Annotated in this window: 30 protein-coding genes; 22 read left to right on the plus strand and 8 right to left on the minus strand. The window is 29.0% G+C overall.

Annotation, left to right across the window (positions count from 1 at the left end; genetic code table 11):
• Positions 1-46: 46 nt before the first annotated feature.
• The 5 genes from CRN98_RS17490 (at position 47) to CRN98_RS09175 (ending at position 3,112) form a co-directional block, all read left to right on the plus strand.
• Positions 47-196, plus strand: a complete 150-nt coding sequence (locus tag CRN98_RS17490) for a hypothetical protein (protein ID WP_179632065.1) — start codon at positions 47-49, stop codon at positions 194-196.
• A 207-nt stretch (positions 197-403) separates the two neighbouring features.
• Positions 404-1,081 (plus strand): SMI1/KNR4 family protein, encoded by a 678-nt coding sequence (locus tag CRN98_RS09160; protein ID WP_097027126.1) that lies wholly within the window; start codon positions 404-406, stop codon positions 1,079-1,081.
• A gap of 275 nt (positions 1,082-1,356) precedes the next feature.
• Positions 1,357-1,935 (plus strand): hypothetical protein, encoded by a 579-nt coding sequence (locus tag CRN98_RS09165; protein ID WP_097027127.1) that lies wholly within the window; start codon positions 1,357-1,359, stop codon positions 1,933-1,935.
• A gap of 164 nt (positions 1,936-2,099) precedes the next feature.
• Positions 2,100-2,438, plus strand: a complete 339-nt coding sequence (locus CRN98_RS09170; protein WP_097027128.1) for a hypothetical protein — start codon at positions 2,100-2,102, stop codon at positions 2,436-2,438.
• Positions 2,439-2,890: 452 nt separating this feature from the next.
• Positions 2,891-3,112, plus strand: coding sequence for a hypothetical protein (locus tag CRN98_RS09175; RefSeq protein WP_097027129.1), 222 nt, complete (start codon positions 2,891-2,893; stop codon positions 3,110-3,112).
• Positions 3,113-3,398: 286 nt separating this feature from the next.
• On the opposite strand, the gene CRN98_RS09180 is transcribed toward CRN98_RS09175, so the two are convergent.
• Positions 3,399-3,863, minus strand: coding sequence for a GNAT family N-acetyltransferase (locus tag CRN98_RS09180; protein ID WP_097027130.1), 465 nt, complete (start codon positions 3,861-3,863; stop codon positions 3,399-3,401).
• A 229-nt stretch (positions 3,864-4,092) separates the two neighbouring features.
• Between CRN98_RS09180 and CRN98_RS09185 the strand changes: the two genes are divergently transcribed.
• From CRN98_RS09185 to CRN98_RS09195, 3 genes are all read left to right on the plus strand, one after another.
• Positions 4,093-4,941, plus strand: coding sequence for a PhzF family phenazine biosynthesis protein (locus tag CRN98_RS09185; protein WP_097027131.1), 849 nt, complete (start codon positions 4,093-4,095; stop codon positions 4,939-4,941).
• Positions 4,942-5,102: 161 nt separating this feature from the next.
• Positions 5,103-5,441: a hypothetical protein gene (locus CRN98_RS09190; RefSeq protein ID WP_097027132.1), complete on the plus strand. Its 339-nt coding sequence runs from the start codon at positions 5,103-5,105 to the stop codon at positions 5,439-5,441.
• A 109-nt stretch (positions 5,442-5,550) separates the two neighbouring features.
• On the plus strand, positions 5,551-5,937 hold the full coding sequence (locus CRN98_RS09195; protein ID WP_097027133.1) for a hypothetical protein: 387 nt from the start codon (positions 5,551-5,553) through the stop codon (positions 5,935-5,937).
• Between the two features lie 202 nt (positions 5,938-6,139).
• Here CRN98_RS09195 and CRN98_RS09200 read toward each other — a convergent pair whose 3' ends face one another.
• Positions 6,140-6,556 carry a hypothetical protein gene (locus CRN98_RS09200; protein ID WP_097027134.1) on the minus strand — a complete coding sequence of 139 codons (417 nt, stop codon included), beginning with the start codon at positions 6,554-6,556 and terminating at the stop codon, positions 6,140-6,142.
• 75 nt (positions 6,557-6,631) lie between these two features.
• On the opposite strand from CRN98_RS09200, the gene CRN98_RS09205 reads away from it, so the two are divergent.
• The 4 genes from CRN98_RS09205 (at position 6,632) to CRN98_RS09225 (ending at position 8,904) form a co-directional block, all read left to right on the plus strand.
• A complete protein-coding gene (locus CRN98_RS09205) occupies positions 6,632-6,814 on the plus strand; it encodes a hypothetical protein (protein ID WP_097027135.1) in 183 nt (60 codons plus the stop codon).
• Positions 6,815-6,993: 179 nt separating this feature from the next.
• Positions 6,994-7,161, plus strand: a complete 168-nt coding sequence (locus CRN98_RS09210) for a hypothetical protein (RefSeq protein WP_341455806.1) — start codon at positions 6,994-6,996, stop codon at positions 7,159-7,161.
• A 657-nt stretch (positions 7,162-7,818) separates the two neighbouring features.
• Positions 7,819-8,406, plus strand: a complete 588-nt coding sequence (locus tag CRN98_RS09220; RefSeq protein WP_097027137.1) for a GNAT family N-acetyltransferase — start codon at positions 7,819-7,821, stop codon at positions 8,404-8,406.
• Positions 8,407-8,688: 282 nt separating this feature from the next.
• Complete coding sequence (locus CRN98_RS09225) at positions 8,689-8,904, plus strand: DUF5661 family protein (RefSeq protein ID WP_423237094.1); 216 nt, start codon at positions 8,689-8,691, stop codon at positions 8,902-8,904.
• A 351-nt stretch (positions 8,905-9,255) separates the two neighbouring features.
• Here CRN98_RS09225 and CRN98_RS09230 read toward each other — a convergent pair whose 3' ends face one another.
• Positions 9,256-9,549: a spore coat protein gene (locus CRN98_RS09230; protein ID WP_097027139.1), complete on the minus strand. Its 294-nt coding sequence runs from the start codon at positions 9,547-9,549 to the stop codon at positions 9,256-9,258.
• A 15-nt stretch (positions 9,550-9,564) separates the two neighbouring features.
• Positions 9,565-9,771 (minus strand): hypothetical protein, encoded by a 207-nt coding sequence (locus tag CRN98_RS09235; protein WP_097027140.1) that lies wholly within the window; start codon positions 9,769-9,771, stop codon positions 9,565-9,567.
• 185 nt (positions 9,772-9,956) lie between these two features.
• Here CRN98_RS09235 and CRN98_RS17720 point away from each other — a divergent pair, with 185 nt between their 5' ends.
• From CRN98_RS17720 to CRN98_RS09280, 10 genes are all read left to right on the plus strand, one after another.
• Complete coding sequence (locus tag CRN98_RS17720; protein ID WP_179632067.1) at positions 9,957-10,115, plus strand: hypothetical protein; 159 nt, start codon at positions 9,957-9,959, stop codon at positions 10,113-10,115.
• A 99-nt stretch (positions 10,116-10,214) separates the two neighbouring features.
• The gene (locus tag CRN98_RS09240; RefSeq protein WP_097027141.1) at positions 10,215-10,709 is read left to right on the plus strand and encodes a DUF7832 domain-containing protein; all 495 of its coding nucleotides are present in this window, start codon (positions 10,215-10,217) and stop codon (positions 10,707-10,709) included.
• Between the two features lie 313 nt (positions 10,710-11,022).
• Positions 11,023-11,607 carry a type 1 glutamine amidotransferase family protein gene (locus CRN98_RS09245; RefSeq protein ID WP_278335422.1) on the plus strand — a complete coding sequence of 195 codons (585 nt, stop codon included), beginning with the start codon at positions 11,023-11,025 and terminating at the stop codon, positions 11,605-11,607.
• Positions 11,608-12,034: 427 nt separating this feature from the next.
• Positions 12,035-13,051, plus strand: a complete 1,017-nt coding sequence (locus tag CRN98_RS09250) for an alpha/beta hydrolase (RefSeq protein ID WP_097027143.1) — start codon at positions 12,035-12,037, stop codon at positions 13,049-13,051.
• Between the two features lie 160 nt (positions 13,052-13,211).
• Positions 13,212-13,616: a hypothetical protein gene (locus tag CRN98_RS09255; protein ID WP_097027144.1), complete on the plus strand. Its 405-nt coding sequence runs from the start codon at positions 13,212-13,214 to the stop codon at positions 13,614-13,616.
• A 227-nt stretch (positions 13,617-13,843) separates the two neighbouring features.
• Positions 13,844-14,056, plus strand: a complete 213-nt coding sequence (locus tag CRN98_RS09260) for a hypothetical protein (protein ID WP_097027145.1) — start codon at positions 13,844-13,846, stop codon at positions 14,054-14,056.
• A 193-nt stretch (positions 14,057-14,249) separates the two neighbouring features.
• Positions 14,250-14,480, plus strand: a complete 231-nt coding sequence (locus CRN98_RS09265) for a DUF4351 domain-containing protein (protein ID WP_097027146.1) — start codon at positions 14,250-14,252, stop codon at positions 14,478-14,480.
• Positions 14,481-14,691: 211 nt separating this feature from the next.
• The gene (locus CRN98_RS09270; RefSeq protein WP_097027147.1) at positions 14,692-15,069 is read left to right on the plus strand and encodes a PH domain-containing protein; all 378 of its coding nucleotides are present in this window, start codon (positions 14,692-14,694) and stop codon (positions 15,067-15,069) included.
• A gap of 252 nt (positions 15,070-15,321) precedes the next feature.
• Complete coding sequence (locus tag CRN98_RS09275) at positions 15,322-16,032, plus strand: ABC transporter ATP-binding protein (RefSeq protein ID WP_097027148.1); 711 nt, start codon at positions 15,322-15,324, stop codon at positions 16,030-16,032.
• Positions 16,025-17,632, plus strand: a complete 1,608-nt coding sequence (locus tag CRN98_RS09280; protein ID WP_097027149.1) for a hypothetical protein — start codon at positions 16,025-16,027, stop codon at positions 17,630-17,632. Before CRN98_RS09275 ends, CRN98_RS09280 begins: the two co-directional genes overlap by 8 nt.
• 99 nt (positions 17,633-17,731) lie before the next feature.
• Here CRN98_RS09280 and CRN98_RS09285 read toward each other — a convergent pair whose 3' ends face one another.
• The 4 genes from CRN98_RS09285 to CRN98_RS09300 all read right to left on the minus strand — a co-directional run bounded on the left by CRN98_RS09285 (position 17,732) and on the right by CRN98_RS09300 (position 21,544).
• A complete protein-coding gene (locus CRN98_RS09285) occupies positions 17,732-18,580 on the minus strand; it encodes a TerC/Alx family metal homeostasis membrane protein (protein WP_097027150.1) in 849 nt (282 codons plus the stop codon).
• Positions 18,581-18,824: 244 nt separating this feature from the next.
• On the minus strand, positions 18,825-19,676 hold the full coding sequence (locus CRN98_RS09290; protein WP_097027151.1) for a TerC/Alx family metal homeostasis membrane protein: 852 nt from the start codon (positions 19,674-19,676) through the stop codon (positions 18,825-18,827).
• A gap of 256 nt (positions 19,677-19,932) precedes the next feature.
• On the minus strand, positions 19,933-20,571 hold the full coding sequence (locus tag CRN98_RS09295; RefSeq protein ID WP_097027152.1) for a GNAT family N-acetyltransferase: 639 nt from the start codon (positions 20,569-20,571) through the stop codon (positions 19,933-19,935).
• Positions 20,572-20,746: 175 nt separating this feature from the next.
• The gene (locus tag CRN98_RS09300; protein ID WP_097027153.1) at positions 20,747-21,544 is read right to left on the minus strand and encodes a MerR family transcriptional regulator; all 798 of its coding nucleotides are present in this window, start codon (positions 21,542-21,544) and stop codon (positions 20,747-20,749) included.
• Between the last annotated feature and the right edge of the window lie 189 nt (positions 21,545-21,733).

Here is a 21,733-nt window from a genome sequence, read left to right on the forward strand (position 1 = left end):
GGACAATAAATGTAGATAATATAAAACTTATATGAAGGAGCATCTTATGACTCAAATAGTAAAGAGAGGATATGTCGAAACGGATAAAATAGAGTTTAATGATAAAAATTTAAGTCTATTAAAACAAGCTAAGCAGGATATTTGTTTTTTATTAGTAAATGGATATATTTGCCTAAGTAATTTTGTTGATTTATAATAAAATTAGAAGAATCGATATTATATTACAAAATTACCTTTGGGGCTAATTGTGATAGTATTAGCGTTTGTTTTTAGGCTATCTGACAAGATAAGACAAAAAATCAGGTGCAAGTAAGATTATGAGCAAAAGGCGATGTAACTATTTAAATTGCAACTTTACACATTATTTTATTTTGAGGTATACATAATCTTTAGGAGGAATTAAGTGAAAGATAATATAAATTGTATTAGAGAAAACTGGAGTAAAATTATAAACGAATACAATAAGTTATTAAGAAGACGTTTCTTAATAAAGAAATATGATAATAATCTTAATAAAGGAGCAATAGATGAGCAAATAAAAAAAGCAGAACAAGTGTTAGGATTTTCATTTCCAAGTGAATTAGCAGAACTGTACAAATGTAATAATGGAAATATTACTAATGGGGAGGAAAATGTTTATTTAGGTGCTATATTAGGATTGCAATTTATATCACTAGAAGTACTTATATATACATGGAAAGAATGGTGTGAATTTACCCATGAAAAAGCTCTAGATGAATATTGTACATCAATTAATGAAGGTAAAATAAAATGTTTATATGCTAATGATCATTGGGTTCCATTTGCTTCTGATGGGTGGGGAAATCACATTGGTATAGATTTAGATCCAGATATAAACGGAACTATAGGACAAGTTGTAAATTTTGGAAGAAATGAAAATGATAAGATTGTTTTATCAAATAATCTAAATGAGTTTCTTGAGCTTATGATTAATATTATCAAAAGTAAAGATTTTAAATTGGTAAAAAAAATAGGAGAAGAAGCAAAATTTAATCTTGGCAGTGGAGATAAAGGAATACATACTATTGACTATTTAAAAAAGACATTAAGAAATAAATAACACGTTTACTTTATATTAATTATATGTGATATGCAAATTTCTAGTACGGAATATGATTATAATGTGACGTAACTATTGAAATTGGAAATGCAAACAATGTTCTTTGAGAATTGAATAATAAGGTGTTAAAAAATAGAATTATGTTACATTTATTGTAATATTAATAATCTTTCACCATGAAGATTATGATATAATTACGATTAGTAAAGTTAAAATAGTAAGATAAAACGGTTCAAATAACCTGAAAATAATAAGCTAATTTTAAGAGGTGAATGATGCCAAAAATTTATATAAAAATTCTTAAGGATAACAATCAAAATAAATATTTAATGTTTGTTAAGAAATTTATAGGTGAGGGAATATCAAATATAAAAAGTAAAATTGATAATGGCCAGTATGTTGCTACCTTTGATTCCTTTGACGAAGATAATAAGATAAAAGAATTTATACAAGGTATTGAAAAGCTAGGTGGAACAGTTAGATTGTTTGAAGAATATTGTGGTGACATTGATGAGCTAGCAGTAGAAAACTTTTATAATTTATTAGAAAGAAACGAAGAAATAAGGAGACAGACTCAGGACTTTACTGAGTTGGAATGTACAAAAATTATTGCGGTAATAGATAAAAAATATATAAATTTAAATGATAGCCACTATAAAATGTTGGGAAATATAGGAGATAGTTTAGTTTTAGAATTTGACTATGATGAAACTTTGAAAGTTTTTATTAATATGCTTATAAGTAATGATATTGATGCTGTATTATATCAAATTGGATATGAGGAAGTATCTTTCGATGAAGAAGATAGAATTGGTGTTGGAGAAATACTACCATTAATTAATGAGTATCTTTGAAAGGAATTATTATTAGGTACGACCTGCTAGGATTATCTGTCCAAATAATGAAGTGTTTTTAAATTATGTTATATTAAGTATAATACTGAAATTATAGTGTATTGAAGAATTGTAACTTATTGTGAAATAGAATTATATAAATGACTTTGATTGAGGTGGTATAAATGAGTTTAGGGTATACGGGTTATGGTAGGTATAAAGAAGAAATAGATGGATGTTTAATATATGAGTATTCAGGTGAGAATTGGAATGCCCCATATAATAAAGGTGATTGCCTTCAGTACGATGGATTGATTTCTATTGAAAAGAATGTACTTGATGAAGATAGTTATGTTAAAGCAATTGAAGATGGAAGAATAAAGATAATAAAAGAATGCAAAAATGCCTTTAATCGCTTTAAAGATATTAAATTCGATTATTTGGCTCTACGTATTATAATTCATATATTTAATGATTATAAGGAAAGCGGAGAGATACCTAAAAAAGTAGGTTTTATCCAATAAAAGATTTGTAATATTAAATTAACCTATTTTTTATTTGGTCATATTTTTCTTATTTAATATAACAACTGAAAAAACGAACAATTTACCTGAACACTGTATTATTCAAAGTTGAATTCTATGGTGTTTTTGTGTCGCATTTCAACTATAGTGCGACTTACAGATTACTTTTATATTAGCTATGTGATATATAAATTTCTAGTACGGAATATGAAATTATTGCGACGTGATATATTGTGAGTCAATAATAAAAATGAAATGTTCTTTGAAAATTGAATAATGCGGTATTAATAAAATGTATAAATGATTATCTTTATAACCTATTAGTAACTCCAAAAGATTTTACAAGATACAAATTTGTTATAAGTTTTATGCAATCTCCATTAATTTACATTGATATTTATAAATGTTATTATTATAATTTATAAAAATATCTAAATTAAAGGAGACTTAAAATGAATCAAGGACAAGAGAATTTCTTTAACTTTATAATGCAAAATGTAGAAGAAAAGAATCAAGAGAAGGCTAAAGAGTTATTATCTGAAAGCTTTGGAAAACAAAATGATGGTACATTTAATAAAGAATACATGATGACTTTTATTCCTAAAATGTTAGAATTAATAAAGCCAGAAAATGTTGAAAAAGTAAAAAATATTATGATGAGTCATAAAGCATAAGATATTTAAAATGCAATATATTTACTAATATGTTTATTGTTTTTATTCAGCTAGATTATATTATTATAAGACAAAATTTAAAATTATATTTTTAAAATACCGTATTATTCAACGAGAATATGCGGTATTTTTTATGTCGCAATTCAAAAATAAATATGGAACAATATATAGTTTTAGAACACAAGGGAAAGAGTGGAAGCATATAGGGGGTGTTTTTACGTTGAGGTATATGCCTAATCCGGCTTCCTTGAAAGCCGGATGTGATGATACGACGGTCATGCTTACTTTATTCAAGCGAATAGTCATAGCGAATGAAACCTTTGTGATGCGCAATCTTGTCATAGAGAACACGAGCGTTGGCATTGTTTTGGTGAGTTTGCCAATAGAGTTTAGAAGCATTATGTTCGCGTGCAGCTTGAGCTACTTGCTCAATGAGTGCGCGAGCTACCCCATGCCCACGGGCAACTTCATCGACAAAGAGGTCTTGTAGGTAACAGACTTTTTCCATCCAGATAGTGCGATGGAACAGGTAGTGAGTGATACCAATCAAGTTTCCTTGAAGATATGCGCCAAAACCGAAGATTTCATCGGAGTTCAGCAAGTGGTTCCAAACTTCATCGTATTCGGAGTCGGAGAGCTCAGTATTGTAAAAGGTTTTGTAACTTCGAGCCAAAATGTTCCAACGGTTACGGTCCGCTGCTCTTAGCGGCTTTATGTCAATTATAATTTGTTGATTCGATATTTTCGTCATCTAATAATCATCCTCCCAATTATAGTAATTGCATTTAACTAGTTAATTGTAGTGTGCAATATACGATTTTCACGGCTCCAGAGATATTTGAATTAAACATGACGCATGTTTAATTTTACCATATATTTGACACAAATAATAGAATTGAATAATGCGGTATTTACACTATATGTTATAATTTTAGGTAAAATAAATGTTAATTATATTTTTTATATAAGGAGGAATTAAAATGGAATATTTTCATGTTGATGTTTTTAGCAATGAAATTTTATCTGGCAATGGATTAACTGTTGTTTTTTGTAATGAGGAATTAGAAGATAATCTTATGTTGAAATTAACACAAGAGTTTAAGCAATTTGAAACAATTTTTGTGAGAAGAATAAATGATAGTATATTTAATGCAAGAATTTTTACAGTAGATGAAGAATTGGATTTTGCGGGGCATCCTATTTTGGGAGCAGCTGCTACTATTCATAGTCATATTTTTAGAAATGAAGAAGATATAGCAATTACATTTCAATTAAATCAAAAAATAATTATAGCTAATTCAAAAAAGATAGAGGAGTATTATGAAGTACAAATGAATCAAGGAAAAGCGGAATTCCTCTGTGAAGTTTCAAAAGAGAAGAGAAATAAATATGTACATGCATTGAACTTGTCAGAAGAGAATTTAAGCGAAGAATTTCCTATGGAAGTTGTATCAACAGGATTACCATACTTATTAGTACCATTAGCTTCAGGAATAGAGAATGCAAAAATAATTAGTTCTAAATTTGAAGAAATGTTAAAAGAAGTAGGTGCTAAATTTGCTTATATATTTGATGTGAATTATATAGAAGGACGGACTTGGGATAATCAAGGAAACGTTGAGGATGTTGCAACAGGAAGTGCAGCTGGACCATTAGGTGCATATTTATATAAGCATAATATTTTTAATGTAGGTCATGAGATTATAATAAATCAAGGAAGATTTGTCGGCAGACCTAGTAAAATTAAGGTTTATATGAGCACTTCTGAAAAAGAAATATTAGTGTCTGGAGAGGTAGCTATTTTGGCAAAGGGAACTATTTTACTATAATAATAAACGTAAAAAATCGCATTATTCAAGAGATTGAATTTGCGATTTTTTATTGCGCAATTCAAAAATAGTGCAAAGTGCAGATTACTTTTATATTGGCTATGTGATATATTAATTATATATAAAAAATCCAATAAATTGGAAACTGTGTGGTGGGAAAAATGGATAAATTTCAAAGAGGTATTGTTGTAATTACTTTTGCTTCATTGGCAATATATATAGTTCTTTTAATAGTGAATGTTGAAAAATCCTCTAAGTGGATAAAGTGGTATTGGCAAATGGATGTGGAGGAACAGAGAAAATATGATCCTCGAATTGCCATATGCCGTTTGAAAAAAGTGCTTGTTATAATGTTAGCAGTGGGTATATCTGGATTTTTGTTGTCTTGGTTCATTAAACCTGTAATTTCAATTATAACGTTTGGAGTGATTATGGTTATACTTGTTTTTTCTATTGGTTATATTGGACCAAAGAATTGCTTACTAGTAGAAAAAAAGTAAGATTATAATCGCAAAACTTCAATTTGTAGGGTTGAAATAGCCTCCAACATTATAAATATAGAATAATTCCTCTGGAGTAGAAGATACATTTATAGGAGTGTGATTATGAATGAATGAAAAAAGACCTTTTATAATAATATTCATTGGAGGTATAAACGTTTTAATTGCTTTAATATCAATATTATTATCAATATTTCCCGATCTTTTAGAAAGCCTTAGTTTTTCTGCTATACCATTACCTGTTTTTTCACATGATATAATGAATATAGTATTATTTATAATTTTGCTAATAGCATCTTATGGCTTTTTAAAGCTTAAAAAATGGGGCTATTGGACAATGATAACTTATAGTACATTTTTCCTATTAGTATATATTATTTGGTGTCTACAAAATAAACATCTATTTCTTTCTACAAACTTTATGCTGACATTTATAGAATTAATATTTATTTTGCGAACAAAAAAATACTTTTATGAAGAGAAATTCCATTCATAATATTACATTAAAGGTGTATTATAAAAATTTGGGACAAATTTAGCGCAAATGCATTAAAACATTGATATATTAGTATTGTGAAAGAATATTATAAAGCACTTGGTTAACTCCAGGTGCTTATTTAGTTTGTTGTAAAAAAATTATAACTGCAGCATAAACTGCAGCTATGTTTTAAATTATGATTAAAGTTTATTTATTCTCTCTATCTCCCATGGAAAAAGGGTCTCCTAGGGAAGAAAGGTCTCCTATGGAAAAAAGGTCTCCCAGGGAAGAAAGGCCTTCCAGGGAAAAAAGGTCCTCCAAAGAAAAAAGGTTCTTCAAAGAAAAAAGGTCCTCCAGGGAAGAAAGATCCTCCAGGGAAAAATGGTCTTCCAGGGAAAAATGGGCGGGGAGGATCAGGATCATCAGATCCACTATTAGGCATCATTTGGGCAGGAGAAAGCTGCGTTGGCATCATTTGAGTTCCATACATCATCGGACAACAGCACATCATTGGACAGCAGCACATCATAGGACAGTGCATCCCCATGTGAGGGTCTTGGCGATAAGCGAAGTCAGCTTCATTTGAATCTTGATTAAGATTTTGTTTAGGGCCTTGATATTCGTTTCTAAATGCCATTAATAAGCCTCCATAAAAATTCTAAACACAGTATCATAATATGCAGCATATAAAAAATGGTTAAAAATATTTTGAATGTGTAAATTAGAATTTATATTACTATCTGAAGATGTAGACAAAATGGCTAAGGGTAGATACTTATCATGTCCTTATTGCTCTAGTAAAAGGGTGAATAAAGAAAATGCTGTTGATAGCCTTAGAGAATGCATGAGAGAAAGAAGTTATAAGAGGGTAAAAGGAGCGGTAAGGCAGAGATAGATTTTATTGCAAAGGGAAGTATAGTTACATATTTGTAATTATGTAAATGAAATTTAAATGTAAACAATAAAAATGTCATAAAAATAAGGAACGTTCCAAAAGAAAACAGGGTACACAACCTAATAATAAAAATGCAGTAGGCCATGGAGCTCCAGCTAAGAATAAGAATGCTGAAACTCATGTTTTTTTCTAACTATCTTCCAGAGGAAACCTTGGAGCTTATCCAAGAAATAAAAACAAAAACTCCTTTAGATATTCTTTGGGATCAAATAATTATTGAGTATGCAGCAATAATAAGAGCTCAAAAGATTATGCACGTTGAATCTAAAGATGAAATGATTAAGTAAAGTAGTTGCTACAGCTCCAAACTAAAGTTTACACATGAGAAAAATGCGACATAACTAATTGGAAATGAAGATAAGAATAATGATCTTTGACAACTGAATATTGCGGTGCTTTAAAATAGAATTATAATTCATAAGTGTAATAATAAGGTGTTAAGAATATGGAAGATGTGCTACAATTTTTGTATATTAATAAACAATTGTAAATAAATGTGCAGTAAGGATTATTTATATTTGACAGAGGTGACAATATGATTAAAAAAAGCTGTTTTATAATTTTGGGCATAGCGTTTGGACTATTAACTAAAACAGGAATTAAGAATGTTTTTCCTCAGATTACAGGTACACCATATGTTGCATTGATGCTATTATCTTTGGTGCTAATTGTGATAGTATTAACGGTTGTATTTAGGCTATCCGACAAGATAAAACAAAAAATCAGGTGCAAGTAAGATTATGAGCAAAAGGCGACGTAACTATTGAAATTTAAAATACTATTAATGTTCTTTGAAAACTAAATAATATGGTATTTGAAATATTAATTGGTAAAGTTATGGAATATATGGATAAATATTTAATATTATATAGTATAATTTTAGTAAGCTCGTTCTTCGTTGGAAGATAAGACGAACTTAATTTATGTAATAGGAGATTGTGTATATGGCTGATTTACATATATATTGCCTTAGCGACCTGGATGAAACAAAAAAACGTGAAGCTGTCGGCTTATTTGTTGACGGATTTAGAAATATATTTTCATTTGCAAAAGATAAGTCCGAATTGGTTGAACTTTTTATGTCATCTTTGGATGATTCAATGATTTATGTCTATTTCCATGAGGGAAAAGTTACTGGGATTCTTGGAATTGGCACAAATAAAAAAAGAGTATTTTGTTTTGACATTCAAGTATGCAAAAAAATATTCGGAAAATTTAAAGGAACGATGATATATAAACAACTTAGATTGATTGCAGAAACTCCAGCAGTAAAGAACGATTGTGATTTATATATTGATTGCTTGACTACTGATGCAGGTATGCGTGGAAAAGGAGTAGCTACAAAGCTATTAGATTTTGTGTGCCAATTACCAGAATACGATGAATGCTATATAGAAGTGCTATCCAAAAACACCAATGCAAAACGACTCTATGAGAAATTGGGATTTAAGATGTACAAAAAGAGCTTTAATTTTTTTACTGTTATTCAGGGATTTGGATATCCGATAAAAATGAAGAAGCGAATAAAATGAGCATTTTGTTCGTTGGCCTTATTCTAATGATGTGTAACATTGGTAATATATTACGTAACACAGGGTGCCTAAGAATAATAACATTATTCTATAATATGAAATATAGCAATTAGATTATGTATCAAAATAATTATTTATACATAATCTATAGTAATATTTATTCTTTGCGGGGGTATATATGTACAGGTGTCCTTGTTTTTATAATATGATGAGATGTAATAATAAAAGGATGTCTCCGAAAAAAAATTTACTATAGGAGAAGCTATATGGATTGCTAAATATTTGAATATTAAATTTGACAAGTTTGATGTAGAACAATTTAGAATTGGATTAAATGTTGAATTAGAGCATGGTACTATTAACCCATTTACTAACACAACTAATGATGATCCTATTATAACTGGCAAAATAGCTCTTGCTCATTTAAATGAATACCCAGATTATTATAAAAGGCTAACTAAAATGGAGGAGGAGGCAGAAAAATATTGGGGTGATTAAATTCTAAAAAGGTAATTCAACAATTGAAAGAATGGATCAAAATACAATGACATGACACAATTTCCTATTTGATGTCACAACTGAAAAACGAACAATCTACTAGGACACCGTATTATTCAAACCTGAATTTTATGGTGTTTTTACGTCGCACTTCAAAAATAGTGCGACTTACAGATTACTTTTATATTAGCTATGAGATATATAAATTTCTAGTACGGAATATGAAAATAAAGCGACTAACTATTTAAATTGAAAGTATGGACAATTTTCTTTAATAATTTAATCATATAGTATTAAAAACTAAACGTAAAAAACAAAGAGTCAAAATGACTCTTTGTAATATTTTTTAATTTATTCAACTGTTGTTTGGGCCTTATTTATAACATCTGAAAGTTGCTTACTAGGTTCATTATATGGTTTAATCCAACCTTTGTTTACGGTTAACTCAGTAAGTGCTGAATGGCCGCCAACTACCTGAGTAAGACCAGATGAATAAATTGCTCTTAATTCTGGTGTTGTGCTTGTAATTGTTGCGTTTAAATAGGCATCCGCTGCACCTTTAGCAGCTGCAAGCATATTGCTGGCTATAACTTCATCATTTATATCAGTAGTGTTTTGAACTATGTTGCTTAAAATAGTTGACATATCATTTTACCTCCTTTAAACTCCTGTAATGCTATTTTCATTAATAAATTGCTGTAACCCTTTTATTCTACCTTCAGATGCCAATATACCTGCTTCTGCTTGCTTCTTTAAATCATCATCTGTTATAAGTGATTGCATTGCTCTTGAAACTGCTAAACCATCACTTTCAAGCTTTAATAATCCTGTTAATGAAAGTATTTCTCCTTCAGCAAGTTTTCTCATTTTAAAACCTCCATTTCATACTTCTTATATTGATTTCTGCATTAGTATATGTAATTTATATAATGCTAAACATAAAACTTATATTTTTTTAAATAATAAATAAGATAAATATAGTCACATAAACGATTAAAAGAAATATAGCATAACTAATTGGAAATGAAGATAAGAATAATGATCTTTGAGAATTGAATAATGAGGTGTTAGAAATTCTTATGCTTTCTGTAATTAGTGAAAATATGTGGGTATTATGGTATAATATTCATGTTAGTTTAATTATAGTTGTAAAAAATCATGAAATAGTTATTAAATTATATAACTTTAAACCAATACAGATGATGATTTAAGATGTATATTAAGCGAATATCTTTCAAGTGTTTTTAAATTATAATAAGAAGATTATGTAAAAAAGTAATATAGAATATAAATATATAAGGAGTAATGAGATGAAAGATAATTTTGATAATGTAAATTGGCATTTTGATGATGCCTATAATGGATATTGTAAGCGCTTTAATTGTGAAGAGAATAAAGAAAACAGCAAGCATATTGAAGATGGAGTAGTGTATGCTGCAACTCATATGGGAATGTATATAGCATGGATTATTAAACATAACTTGGAAGGAAGTATTCATAGGGAATATTCCAAGGAAGACTTGGAGAAAGTAAGGAATGAACAGATGACAGGAGTGGAGTTTTTACTTAAAAATTGTGATGGCAAGTTGTGGAGTGAAGATTTTAATCAGGAGGGACTTGAATTTACAAAAGGTTATTATGAATACTATTTAAGAGATTATTCAGACTTGGTTTTGTGTGAGTTTGATATAGAATACAACATATATGAAGTGGAAGATAAATGGAATAACTACAAAAGTATAAGCATTATGCTAGATACTGCCTATAGTAACTTTAAAAAAGGAAAAGTAGGATGTGTGAGATAGAATAATTAATACATAATTACTATTTAACATAACAATTGAAAAATGAATAATTTGCATGGACACCGTATTATTTAATATTTTGAATTCTACGGTGTTTTTGTGTCGCAATTCAATTAAAATTCTAGTTACTATTTAATATGCGAATTAAAATGTTCTTTGAAAATTAAATATTGCGACATTTACAAAATATGTTATAATTGGTTTATGATAGTTAAGGAAGGAGATGATATATATGAAGTCATATAAAATTATATATCTTAAAAACATGAGGAGGGTGACTATATTTTAGCCCTTCTAAAGACAGGGGGATATGATGAATAATATTAAAAATGAAGTACTGATTGTATTGACAGAGAGATGGAATGATTGGGAAGCAAGTTATGCCATTGCAGTTGTCAATTCTTTTTCAGATTATGAGGTTAAAACAATTGCAGTTGATGATGTTTCGAAGATATCAATGGGCGGCATTAATGCGTCTATTGACTACAATATAAATGATTATCAGAATTTTAATAACCTTGCCATGGTTATTCTCCCAGGTGGTCTTTCATGGGAAGAAAATGATTATAGGGAAATTGCAGAATTTATTAAGAAGCTCATGGAATTACACATTCCTGTAGCAGCTATTTGTGGAGCAACTACTTTCTTATGCAAGCATGGGTTACTTGACAATGTAAAGCATACAGGAGACAGCCTAGAATTATTTCAAGAACAAAAAGGATATAGGGGAGAAGCGTTTTATATCCCTGCACAGGTAGTTGTTGACAATAAAGTTATCACTGCAAATGAAACTGCTGCTGTTGAATTTGCTTATGAAATTTTTAAGATATTAGAGATTGACAGTGACGAAGAAATGGCGCAATGGTATGATAACTTTAAAAATGGTGCAATTCGCTAGAATGTGAGAAAATCATATGGACAAATTTCAATTTTTTAATAAATTTAAAAAGTAAACAAAAATAATATATTAAAGTATCGCATTATTCAGAAATGAATTTGCGATATTTTTTATGTCGTATTTCAAATATAGTGCGACGTACAGATTACTTTTATATTAACTATAGGCTTTGATAGTGGAACTGAAAAGCTATCCTAATAGTCCTGTTTTAACATTATGTGAGCAATACTAGAGACATTAGTAAATAAAGGGCAGGAAAAATTTGCTTAGTGCCGAGATAATGATTACATTGCTTGATAAAAATATCAATGTAAAAATTGAAAATATATGTTATAATTTCAATTGATTTAATTAAAAGTTAAATTTTACAGTAGAGTGATTACACTACCAAATAAAGAGGCGATATATCATTTGAGGAGGTTCATAAATGCACCTAAGTAGAGGAGAAGAGAAAAGAAAAGTCAAATTGAAAACTCAAAAAAGATTTAGAAGAGGTATATTTCTAGGCCTAATTATTGTAGTTTTTATTTCATTAATTGGCTTATCCTATGAAAAAATTGGTCAATATAATGACTCTAAAAACTATCCTCAAGTAGGAAATATGGTTAATGTAAATAATCATAAAATCAATATATTTAGCGAAGGAGAAGGGGATGTAACTGTAGTTTTTACTGGAGGATTAAATGAGCCAAGCTCTTATGCAGACTTTTATCCTCTTTACAATGTAATTTCAAACTATACTAAAATAGCTGTTTATGACAAACCTGGACATGGCTGGAGTGAAGTAACAGATGTTTCAAGAGATATAGATTCTATTGTAAAAGAAATGCACACAGCTCTTTTAGAATCAGGACAAAAGCCTCCATATATACTAGTTGGCCATTCACTAGCATCATTATCATTAATAAGATTTGCGCAAACATATAAAAATGAAGTTTCGGGCATTGTATTAATTGATGCTGGTAGCCCAGAGTATTATTTTAAAAATAAGGTTGGATCCAGCAATAGTGCAGGCTTTAAGTATCAGACACTAAAATCTTTAGGCATAGCTAGATTAGCAATTAATCATACAAGTTATTCTTCAAAAATTGTGTCTGGACAAAATAATCTTAAACTATTACCTAATGATTTGAAACAGTTATATCTTGCAATGACTCTTAAAACTATGTATAACAAAAATATTATAGATGAAGGTAAAATGGCAAGCGATAATGCAAAAATAGTTTTAGATAACGGAAAATTAGGTAATATCCCAATTAGAATACTGACTTCTGAGAGTAATGTATTAGCAATTCCTGAATGGGAAAATAGTCAGATAGCTTTGAAAGAGTGGTCTACATCTAGTACACAAATGGTTGTTAAGGGTTCAAGACATTCTATACATGAATTTGCACCTGATATTATAAATGATGAAATAATAAAATTAATAAAAAGTCATAAGTAAAAAGTTCATATGACGAATATCTTTTCATTTCTATACTAATGAGCAGAATAGTAAAAAAGTTTTACGAAATTCTAAATGATCATTTTGCACCTAAATAAATGAATCTACATACTATATAATAGATCATTGGGCTATTTTATCAATATGTGGAGGTTAAAAAATGGCAGGTTTTTATGAATACCGACAGATGGTCCCTCATCCAATTATAGTGGAGGCTAGACAAATTGCACCAAACCAAATTTTAATAACATATGATCAGCGGACTGATTTAGCGTCAGCAACAAATGTTTCGAATTATTGGATTAGAAGCAATATGGGTCCTGTTGGAATCGCGACCGTAGGAATGAACGATGCTCTAATGGCAGAGAACGCAATACGACCTAACATGGCAATGATAACACCTGCTGACAATTCGAGGATGAGATACGTCATGACATTTAGGGTTAATGCAATGTCTGGTGTCATGTATATTGTGCTCCCTTGTTTTGTTAACTTGGAGGGAATGAGTGGATTCAGAGGAGGAAACTGGGGTCCATCTAGCAGAAATATGTTCATAGGTAAGTAATTCAGATGTTTAGCTTACGAGGACCGTTAGCTGAGGGGCCAACTTGAGTTGGCTTCTTTTGGTTTTATAAGGAGATAAAAAGAATAAGTATTATCATAGTTGATCATATTTGCTTAGTGCCACCCACATGGCAAGTGGCAAGTTAAGCAAAAATATAGATAAATAATCGGCATAGAATGTGTTCATAATATTATTGGAGTCAATTCTAATAATAAGGAGTGATATTGATGTCAGAAAAAAGCCATGTAGATATAGAAAAGCTTAATAAAGTCCCAACTGGGCATCCTTTTGAATATAAGGATGTAGTTAAAGACGACTTTCCTGTTGAAGAACACACAATGGATGGGAAAAGATTTAAGGCAGAAGTTGAAAATGGAAAATTTCAAGCAGTAGTCACTGAATATGATTCAGAAAATAGAGTTCAATATAAAAAGCTATAAACAAAAAGAAAGCACTTGTAATATATTTAAATATGCATTAACGATATCTAAAGCAGATCAATTTTTGAATTTTAAGATTGGTCTGTTTTATTTTGTAATAAAGATTTAAAATTATATAATATACTTACTATATGCATTGTTTGATAAGTTTGGAGATGAAATATCAAAACAAAAATTTAAGGAGGTAGTTAGCATGACTGAAATAGGTAAAATGATAAGAGACGAAGGAATAAAAGAAGGAATAAAAGAAGGTAAGACAGAAGGAAAATCCGAAATTCTTATAAAGCTTCTTATTAAGAAGTTTAAATTTATACCTCATGGCTATATAGAAAAAATAAAGAAGATGCCTGAAGAAACCATAGATGTAATAGCTACTGATATTTTTGAATTGGAAAAGATTGATGATTTGGAAAGATATTTTTAAATATCTCTAAAGGAAAACTTCAATAATAATCAGAAATATTATAGTTAAGCTTAAAAGTTAGGAAACTTTTTATATACTTCCACATATAAACTACAGAAATTTATAATTTATAAATTTCTGTAGTTTTAATTTTATTGTGGTAAAATTTATCATTGATTAAAAATTATAATTAAGTTAACATATATGTAGAATTGGAATGGAGGGCAATGCAATGGGATTATTTGATGGAATGATGGGAAATGCTTCAGAAGTTAATATTAATGAAGTGAGAAAAGATTTTGCGCATATATTAGCTCCAACTGAAAATATTGAAAAGGCGTACAAGCTAATTAGAGATATGTTTATATTTACAAATAAAAGATTAATTTTAGTTGATAAGCAGGGAATGACAGGCAAAAAAACGGAATATCATTCACTTCCATATAAAAGCATAACTCATTTTAGCATAGAAACAGCAGGACACTTTGATTTAGATGCTGAATTGAAAATATGGATATCAGGAACAGCTATGCCAATTGAAAAAACTTTTAATAAAAGCTTAAATATTTATGAATTACAAAGTGTTTTAGCTGATTATGTTTTAAGATAGAATAAAAGAGCTTCCTAATTTAGGAAGCTTTTTTCTATGGGGGCCAGGCCCCTGGGTAAAAAAGGAAAAAATGACGAGGTTTATAGAAAAAGCATAGACAAGTATTAATGAATATGAGAATTAAGTAAAAATATGTTATAATTACTAATAATTCAAATTTTAAGGGTGTGACTTTATGAATGCTGAAAAAAAGGAAATAGGAAAAGGCATAAATGTAAAAATGAGCATCTTGACATTAAAAGGAGACAAGTAATGAAACTTATAGTAAAAAACATTGAAAAAAACTTTGACAACAAGCAAGTGCTTAAACAAGCATCTTTTACCTTTGAGAAAGGTAAGATTTATGGACTTTTAGGACGTAATGGTGCAGGAAAGACTACTTTATTTAACTGCATAAGTGGAGATACAAAGTATGATAGTGGTTCAGTTAAGATTTTTGAAGAGGGAAAAGGAGAAAGTGAACTAGATTTTTCAAAGGTAGGATATGTATTTTCAGAGCCTGTGCTGCCTGAATTTTTAACAGGATATGAATTTCTAAAATTCTTTATAGATATTAATAAAGATAAGATACAAAACTTATTAACCATTGAAGAGTATTTTAACATAATAAAGATTAATGAAGAAGACAGATACAGACTTATAAAAGGATACTCTCAGGGTATGAAAAATAAAATACAAATGATTTGTTTTCTAATAACAAGACCTCCAGTAATTTTGCTGGACGAGCCTTTAACTTCCTTTGATGTAGTTGTAGCTTTAGAGATAAAAAATTTACTAAAGAAGATAAAAAGCGAACATATAATTATCTTTTCAACTCATATTTTGCAGTTAGCAACGGACTTATGTGATGAAATTGTAGTATTAAACAATGGTGTTTTAGAGGAAGTTGATAGCCAGGTTATAAGGAGCGCTGAATTTGAGGAAAAAATAATGGAAGTGTTAAGGGAGGCTAATGATGATTAGAACTTTTATCAACAGCTTTAACGTTTCCTATGCTGAAAGCGCAAATACTTTTATACATTTTCTAAAAAGGGTTCCTATTATAGGCAAAAAAGTACCAGATAGCTTATACAAAGAAACAAAAGCTAAAATTGTTATAGGTATTATAAGTCAAATACTAGGTGCTATTTGGGCAATTTTAAAAAAGGGGCTTTATTTAGCTCTAATGATTGTACTGCCAGCTTATTTTATGTCTAAAGGAACAGGGTTATTTTTTACTAGATTTCTTCATATATTTTTCTTTTTAAACATTATATATGGTACCATTATGAATAGTGTAGTTTTTGACTATGTTGATAGATCTGCTTTTAACATGATAACATTAATGAGAGCAGATGCCAGAGAATATTATATAAGTGCAATGTTATACAAATACATAGCAAATTTTATTTACTTTATAGTTCCTATGATAATTGCAGGGATGATAGTTGGATTTTCGCCCATAAAGGCTTTAACTATGCTAGTGATACTAACCTCCTGTAGGTTTATGGGAGAGTGCTTTAATATTTTTATATATATTAAAATGGGAAAGGTACTTTCAAAGCAAAATACATTTACACTAGTGTCTATAGTTATAATACTTATACTTGCTTATGTACTGCCATTCTTAGATCTTTATATTAATTTAGAACCCATACTATTTAACGGCTTTGTAGTATTAGGTGTATTAATCTTAGGAGCAGCTTCCTTACTTTATTTATGGAATTACAAAAGCTATGCTGTTATTGCAAAGGAATTATTAACTAAAGAAAATCTATTTGATATAAATGCTTTTAAAAGTGACATGACCTTTGGAGATGTAAAGCTAAAAGAGGATAAGATTTCAAAGGAAGAGCTTAGCTCCAAGCTTTACCAGGGAAAACAGGGGTATGAATACTTAAATGCAATATTTTTTAAACGTCATAGAAAAATGTTAATTAATCCTATAAAAATGAGAGTTATAATAATAGCAGTTGGTTTCTTAGCCTCCAGTGCTTTTGTAATATTTATGCCTGATATAAAAGAGGAGCTTTTTAGTGCTGTTTTAAAAAGTGCACCGCTTCTTCTGTTTTCTATGTATATGCTTTCTACAGGAGAAAAAATTTGCAAGGCCATGTTTTACAACTGTGATTTAAGCCTTTTAAGGTATGGATATTATAGAGAGCCTAAGACTATTTTATTAAACTTTACCATAAGACTTAAATTTACTGTTTTACTTAATATTATCCCAGCATTAGCTTTATGTATATCCATTGCAGGAGTTTTAATTGTAGCAGGCTTTGGAGCTAAGCTTATCAGCGCAGTGCCTTTATTTTTGTGTATTCTTTGTTTAGCTTGTTTCTTTTCAATACATAATTTATTTATGTATTATGCTATACAGCCATATACAGCTCAGTTAACTATAAAAAGTCCTCTATATAAATTTATAAATTTTATTGTTTATATTGTAAGTTACGCATGTCTTCAAATCAAAACTTCTTCATATATTTTTACAGTTGTAGTTATTGCAGTAACTATAATATACATGGCTGTTGCTCTTATATTAACCTATAAGGTAGCACCAAAAACGTTTAGGTTAAAATAATGGGGGCCAGACCCCTGGGAGGAAATGGAAGTAAAAGAAAAAAGAGCAGAACCATTTAAAGTTCTGCTCTTAACTATTTGATTTTACAAAGGTTTTTAATTACGCACTAACTTGGTTTTCATCTTCATTTTTCTTCATCATAATAGAAACTAGGACACTAGCGAGTAGTATTGCAAAGATTATTGCTACAGAAAGTGCAACTGATATTTCTATATGGAACATTAGTATGCAAAGTTTTACACCTGTAAATACTAATATTAATGCAACTCCATATTTTACATATTTAAATGCATCATTTACTTTTACAAGTAAGAAGTATAAGCTTCTTAATGATAGTATTGCAAATATATTTGATGTATACACAATAAATGAATCTGTTGTTATAGAAAATATTGCTGGAATAGAGTCTATGGCAAATAAAATATCTGTTCCCTCAATAACTACAAGTATTGCCAGTAATGGAGTAGCATGAAGCACATTGTTTATTTTTACAAAAAACTTTTCACCTTCAAGTTTGTCAGTTATAGGGATTATGTTAGTTAGAAGTCTTATTAACTTATTGTCTTTGAAATCAATTTCTTCTTCCTCTTCCTGTTTAAACATCATTTTTAAGCCGCTTATAATTAATATAGCTCCGAATATGTATAATACCCAATGGAATTTGCTAACTATTGCAACTCCTAAGAGTACAAATATAAAACGCAGGATTACTGCACCTATTATCCCGTAATTTAGTATTCTTCTTTGATATTCTTTTTTTATTCCAAAGCTGCTAAAAACAAGAATAAATAAGAATAGATTATCGAGGCTTAAACTTTGTTCAATAACATAGCCTCCTAAAAATTCTATAGCCTTTTGCTCACCAAGTGTAAAATAAATTCCTAAATTAAAAAGCAATGCGGCACAAATCCAAAATAGTACCCATTTTAACGCCTGCTTTGTCTCCATATTAGAGTCCCCCCAATTTTGTTTAGTACTGAAAGATAATTAAAAAATAATTTTAAACCGAATTTAGTATAGCACCAATAAATTAAGTTGTAAACATTACCAAATAAGCATAAGTGCCACCCACGTGGCAAGTGGCAAGTTGAGCAAAGCTATAGATAAATATACTTACTTTTCCTTAAGAAAAAGAAAGAAAGAGCAGAACCATCTAAAGTTCTGCTCTTAACTATCAGGCTTTTATAAAAGTTTATGATTCTGCACTGACTTGTTCATCTTCATTTTTCTTCATCATAATAGAAAATACCACACTAGCTAATAATATTGCAAAGATTATTGCTACAGAAAGTGCAACCGGTATTTCTATATGGAACATTAGTATGCAAAGTTTTACACCTGTAAATACTAATATTAATGCAACTCCATATTTTACATATTTGAATGCATCATTTATTTTTACAAGTAAGAAGTATAAGCTTCTTAACCCCATTATAGCAAACATATTTGATGTATATACGATAAATGGATCTGTTGTTATAGAAAATATTGCTGGAATAGAATCTATAGCAAATAAAATATCTGTTCCTTCAATAACTACGAGTATTGCCAGTAATGGAGTAGCATGAAGCACATTGTTTATTTTTACAAAGAACTTCTCACCATCAAGTTCATCAGTTATAGGGATTACCTTATTTAAAAGCTTTATTAGCTTATTGTTTTTGAAGTTATGCTCTTCTTCATCTTCCTGTTTAAGCATCATTTTTAAGCCGCTTATAATTAGTATGGCTCCAAATATGTATAGTACCCAATGGAATTTGCTAACTACCGCAACTCCTAAGACTACAAATATTAAACGTAATACTATTGCTCCCATTATTCCATAATTTAATACTCTTCTTTGGTATTCTTTCTTTATTCCAAAGCTACTAAATACAAGAATAAATAAAAATAGATTATCAAGGCTTAAGCTTTGCTCAATAACATAGCCACCTAAAAATTCTATAGCCTTTTGCTCACCAAGTGTAAAATAAATTCCTAAGTTAAAAAGTAATGCGGCACAAATCCAAAATAGTACCCATTTTAACGCCTGTTTTGTCTCCAAATTAAAGTCCCTCCAATATTTTTTAGTGTCGAAAAATAATTAAGTATAACTACGGCTTGTCCTGTTTAAAAATTCATTCCATCTGATAGTTACATTTTAGTATAGCATCAACAATTTCAATTGTAAACATTGCCATAAGGGATATAGACAGAACAATGCATCAGCTTTTTATTTTATTTAGTGCATCAAGTTCTCAAATGGTAATAGTAATAGGGGCTTAATAAATAAGCCCCTATTACTAATTATTGATTAAATATTAACTAACTTTATAGGAATATAAATATACTCCTAAATCTGATGGTCCATTTATAGTGTTAATGTTGATTTGCTTTTCACCCATTCTTTTAAAGCCATTATTATCATAAAACCCATAATTACATTTTGTATCTGTAAATAGATATAAACTTCTAACAGCCTTACGTTTACAAAAGTCTAAATAATTATTCACAAGCTTTTTACCAATACCTTTACCTCGGCATTTTTCGTCAACTATAAAAAGTACTACCTCCCCGTCAAAATTATCATTACATTCCTTAATTAAATTAGAATAGGCATTGGTAACTTTTTTGAAGTCTAGTAAGGGTTCTTTATCTTTTTTATTAGTAAATAAAACTTTTACCCAACATACAAGTAAAGACCAGATGTTATCTGCATTTTTTACAAAATTGCTTTTCTTGTTTGTCTTTCCAAATAATATGCCCATAATTTCTCCATTTTCTTCTATGACTTGAGTATAATCTTGTTCAAGAAGACAGCTTCTTATATAAATTTCTAAAATAATATCTAAAACTTTTGAATTTGAAGTATATTGCTTAAATTTAAATGCCTCATTAATAAGTTCTTTTACTCTACTATAATCACTTTTTCTAATCTCTCTGTAAATTAAACTACTCATTTAAAACCCTCCAGTTATTTTCAATTAATATTTGTTTATTAAGTAAACATATCAAAAGCATTTTTACTTTAGTTGAACCCTCAAAAAAATAATAAACCCTGGAGTAACTCCAAGGTCAATAGTTTTAAGTTTTATTTTATAAAAATTTTTTATTACTATATTATGATAAATTAATTTATATAGGAATCCACATTTCATAATAATCTATAGAAGCATTTTCAACAGATTCAAAAGCTATTGCTCTAGCTAAAATATCATCATTCACTTGGATATTATTATCACTTAGATAGTCCTTCAGTTCAGCCAGATCATCTGCTTTAATATCATTTTCAGCTTTAATAACTGTGTATATACATTTTCTTTTGCTGAATTTATTACAATTACTACCTAGCATTATATGTTCGGCATCATTAGTAATTATTCCACTAATAGCATATTTCATGTTTTCACCTAACTTTATTTCATCAAAACAATGATTATCTAAAATAACAGAATATCTAATTGAGACCATATTAGCATCAGGATTAAATTCCTTTAAAATATTAATCATATTTTCATCTAGTTCATAGTTCTCAACTTTGTATATAAACAAAGGGCTTTCTATAACTTTAAATTTATTTATATAATTCATAGCCTTATTAAAGTCTTCTTTATATTCAACAATAGTATTTTTAATTTTTTCTAGTTTTTTTATTTTATTATCTATTACATTTTCCTGATTTTTAAAAATATTATTTATTTCACTTAAGGATTTATGATATAGTATAAATTTTATATCTTCTAAAGGCATATCTAATTCTTTTAACGAAGTTAAGTATGATAATTTAACTATATCCTCTTCATCATAATATCTATATCCATTAAGCTCATCTTTTTTAGGTTTTATTAATCCGAATTTATCATAATATCTTAAAGCATCTTTACTTATGTTGAAAAAGTTAGAAACCTCGCCAATTAAATATTTATTTTTCATTTTACCATCACCATTTCCAAAATTATCTTAACAAATTATAGCATATTCTTCTATATGAAAACTAGGCTACAAAGAATTTAAAGGAATAAAACAAAAATACAGCAAAGAAAGCAACCAAATGGTAAACAAGATTAGTAAACACAGCAACAAATATAAAATATTTTCACATATGTTATCTGATTTTCATAA

The organism is Clostridium peptidivorans, from assembly GCF_900205925.1.
In the GTDB taxonomy this organism is placed as follows: Bacteria; Bacillota; Clostridia; order Clostridiales; family Clostridiaceae; genus Clostridium_AK; species Clostridium_AK peptidivorans.

What these genes read in the sequence shown, in the direction of transcription:
- CRN98_RS17490 (WP_179632065.1), top strand. Translation starts at nt 47, where the DNA reads ATGACTCAAATAGTAAAGAGAGGATATGTCGAAACGGATAAAATAGAG.
- CRN98_RS09165 (WP_097027127.1), top strand. Translation starts at nt 1,357, where the DNA reads ATGCCAAAAATTTATATAAAAATTCTTAAGGATAACAATCAAAATAAA.
- CRN98_RS09170 (WP_097027128.1), top strand. Translation starts at nt 2,100, where the DNA reads ATGAGTTTAGGGTATACGGGTTATGGTAGGTATAAAGAAGAAATAGAT.
- CRN98_RS09175 (WP_097027129.1), top strand. Translation starts at nt 2,891, where the DNA reads ATGAATCAAGGACAAGAGAATTTCTTTAACTTTATAATGCAAAATGTA.
- CRN98_RS09180 (WP_097027130.1), bottom strand. Translation starts at nt 3,863, where the DNA reads ATGACGAAAATATCGAATCAACAAATTATAATTGACATAAAGCCGCTA.
- CRN98_RS09185 (WP_097027131.1), top strand. Translation starts at nt 4,093, where the DNA reads ATGGAATATTTTCATGTTGATGTTTTTAGCAATGAAATTTTATCTGGC.
- CRN98_RS09190 (WP_097027132.1), top strand. Translation starts at nt 5,103, where the DNA reads ATGGATAAATTTCAAAGAGGTATTGTTGTAATTACTTTTGCTTCATTG.
- CRN98_RS09195 (WP_097027133.1), top strand. Translation starts at nt 5,551, where the DNA reads ATGAATGAAAAAAGACCTTTTATAATAATATTCATTGGAGGTATAAAC.
- CRN98_RS09200 (WP_097027134.1), bottom strand. Translation starts at nt 6,556, where the DNA reads ATGGCATTTAGAAACGAATATCAAGGCCCTAAACAAAATCTTAATCAA.
- CRN98_RS09205 (WP_097027135.1), top strand. Translation starts at nt 6,632, where the DNA reads ATGTGTAAATTAGAATTTATATTACTATCTGAAGATGTAGACAAAATG.
- CRN98_RS09210 (WP_341455806.1), top strand. Translation starts at nt 6,994, where the DNA reads ATGTTTTTTTCTAACTATCTTCCAGAGGAAACCTTGGAGCTTATCCAA.
- CRN98_RS09220 (WP_097027137.1), top strand. Translation starts at nt 7,819, where the DNA reads ATGGCTGATTTACATATATATTGCCTTAGCGACCTGGATGAAACAAAA.
- CRN98_RS09230 (WP_097027139.1), bottom strand. Translation starts at nt 9,549, where the DNA reads ATGTCAACTATTTTAAGCAACATAGTTCAAAACACTACTGATATAAAT.
- CRN98_RS09235 (WP_097027140.1), bottom strand. Translation starts at nt 9,771, where the DNA reads ATGAGAAAACTTGCTGAAGGAGAAATACTTTCATTAACAGGATTATTA.
- CRN98_RS09240 (WP_097027141.1), top strand. Translation starts at nt 10,215, where the DNA reads ATGAAAGATAATTTTGATAATGTAAATTGGCATTTTGATGATGCCTAT.
- CRN98_RS09245 (WP_278335422.1), top strand. Translation starts at nt 11,023, where the DNA reads ATGAATAATATTAAAAATGAAGTACTGATTGTATTGACAGAGAGATGG.
- CRN98_RS09250 (WP_097027143.1), top strand. Translation starts at nt 12,035, where the DNA reads ATGCACCTAAGTAGAGGAGAAGAGAAAAGAAAAGTCAAATTGAAAACT.
- CRN98_RS09255 (WP_097027144.1), top strand. Translation starts at nt 13,212, where the DNA reads ATGGCAGGTTTTTATGAATACCGACAGATGGTCCCTCATCCAATTATA.
- CRN98_RS09260 (WP_097027145.1), top strand. Translation starts at nt 13,844, where the DNA reads ATGTCAGAAAAAAGCCATGTAGATATAGAAAAGCTTAATAAAGTCCCA.
- CRN98_RS09265 (WP_097027146.1), top strand. Translation starts at nt 14,250, where the DNA reads ATGACTGAAATAGGTAAAATGATAAGAGACGAAGGAATAAAAGAAGGA.
- CRN98_RS09270 (WP_097027147.1), top strand. Translation starts at nt 14,692, where the DNA reads ATGGGATTATTTGATGGAATGATGGGAAATGCTTCAGAAGTTAATATT.
- CRN98_RS09275 (WP_097027148.1), top strand. Translation starts at nt 15,322, where the DNA reads ATGAAACTTATAGTAAAAAACATTGAAAAAAACTTTGACAACAAGCAA.
- CRN98_RS09280 (WP_097027149.1), top strand. Translation starts at nt 16,025, where the DNA reads ATGATTAGAACTTTTATCAACAGCTTTAACGTTTCCTATGCTGAAAGC.
- CRN98_RS09285 (WP_097027150.1), bottom strand. Translation starts at nt 18,580, where the DNA reads ATGGAGACAAAGCAGGCGTTAAAATGGGTACTATTTTGGATTTGTGCC.
- CRN98_RS09295 (WP_097027152.1), bottom strand. Translation starts at nt 20,571, where the DNA reads ATGAGTAGTTTAATTTACAGAGAGATTAGAAAAAGTGATTATAGTAGA.
- CRN98_RS09300 (WP_097027153.1), bottom strand. Translation starts at nt 21,544, where the DNA reads ATGAAAAATAAATATTTAATTGGCGAGGTTTCTAACTTTTTCAACATA.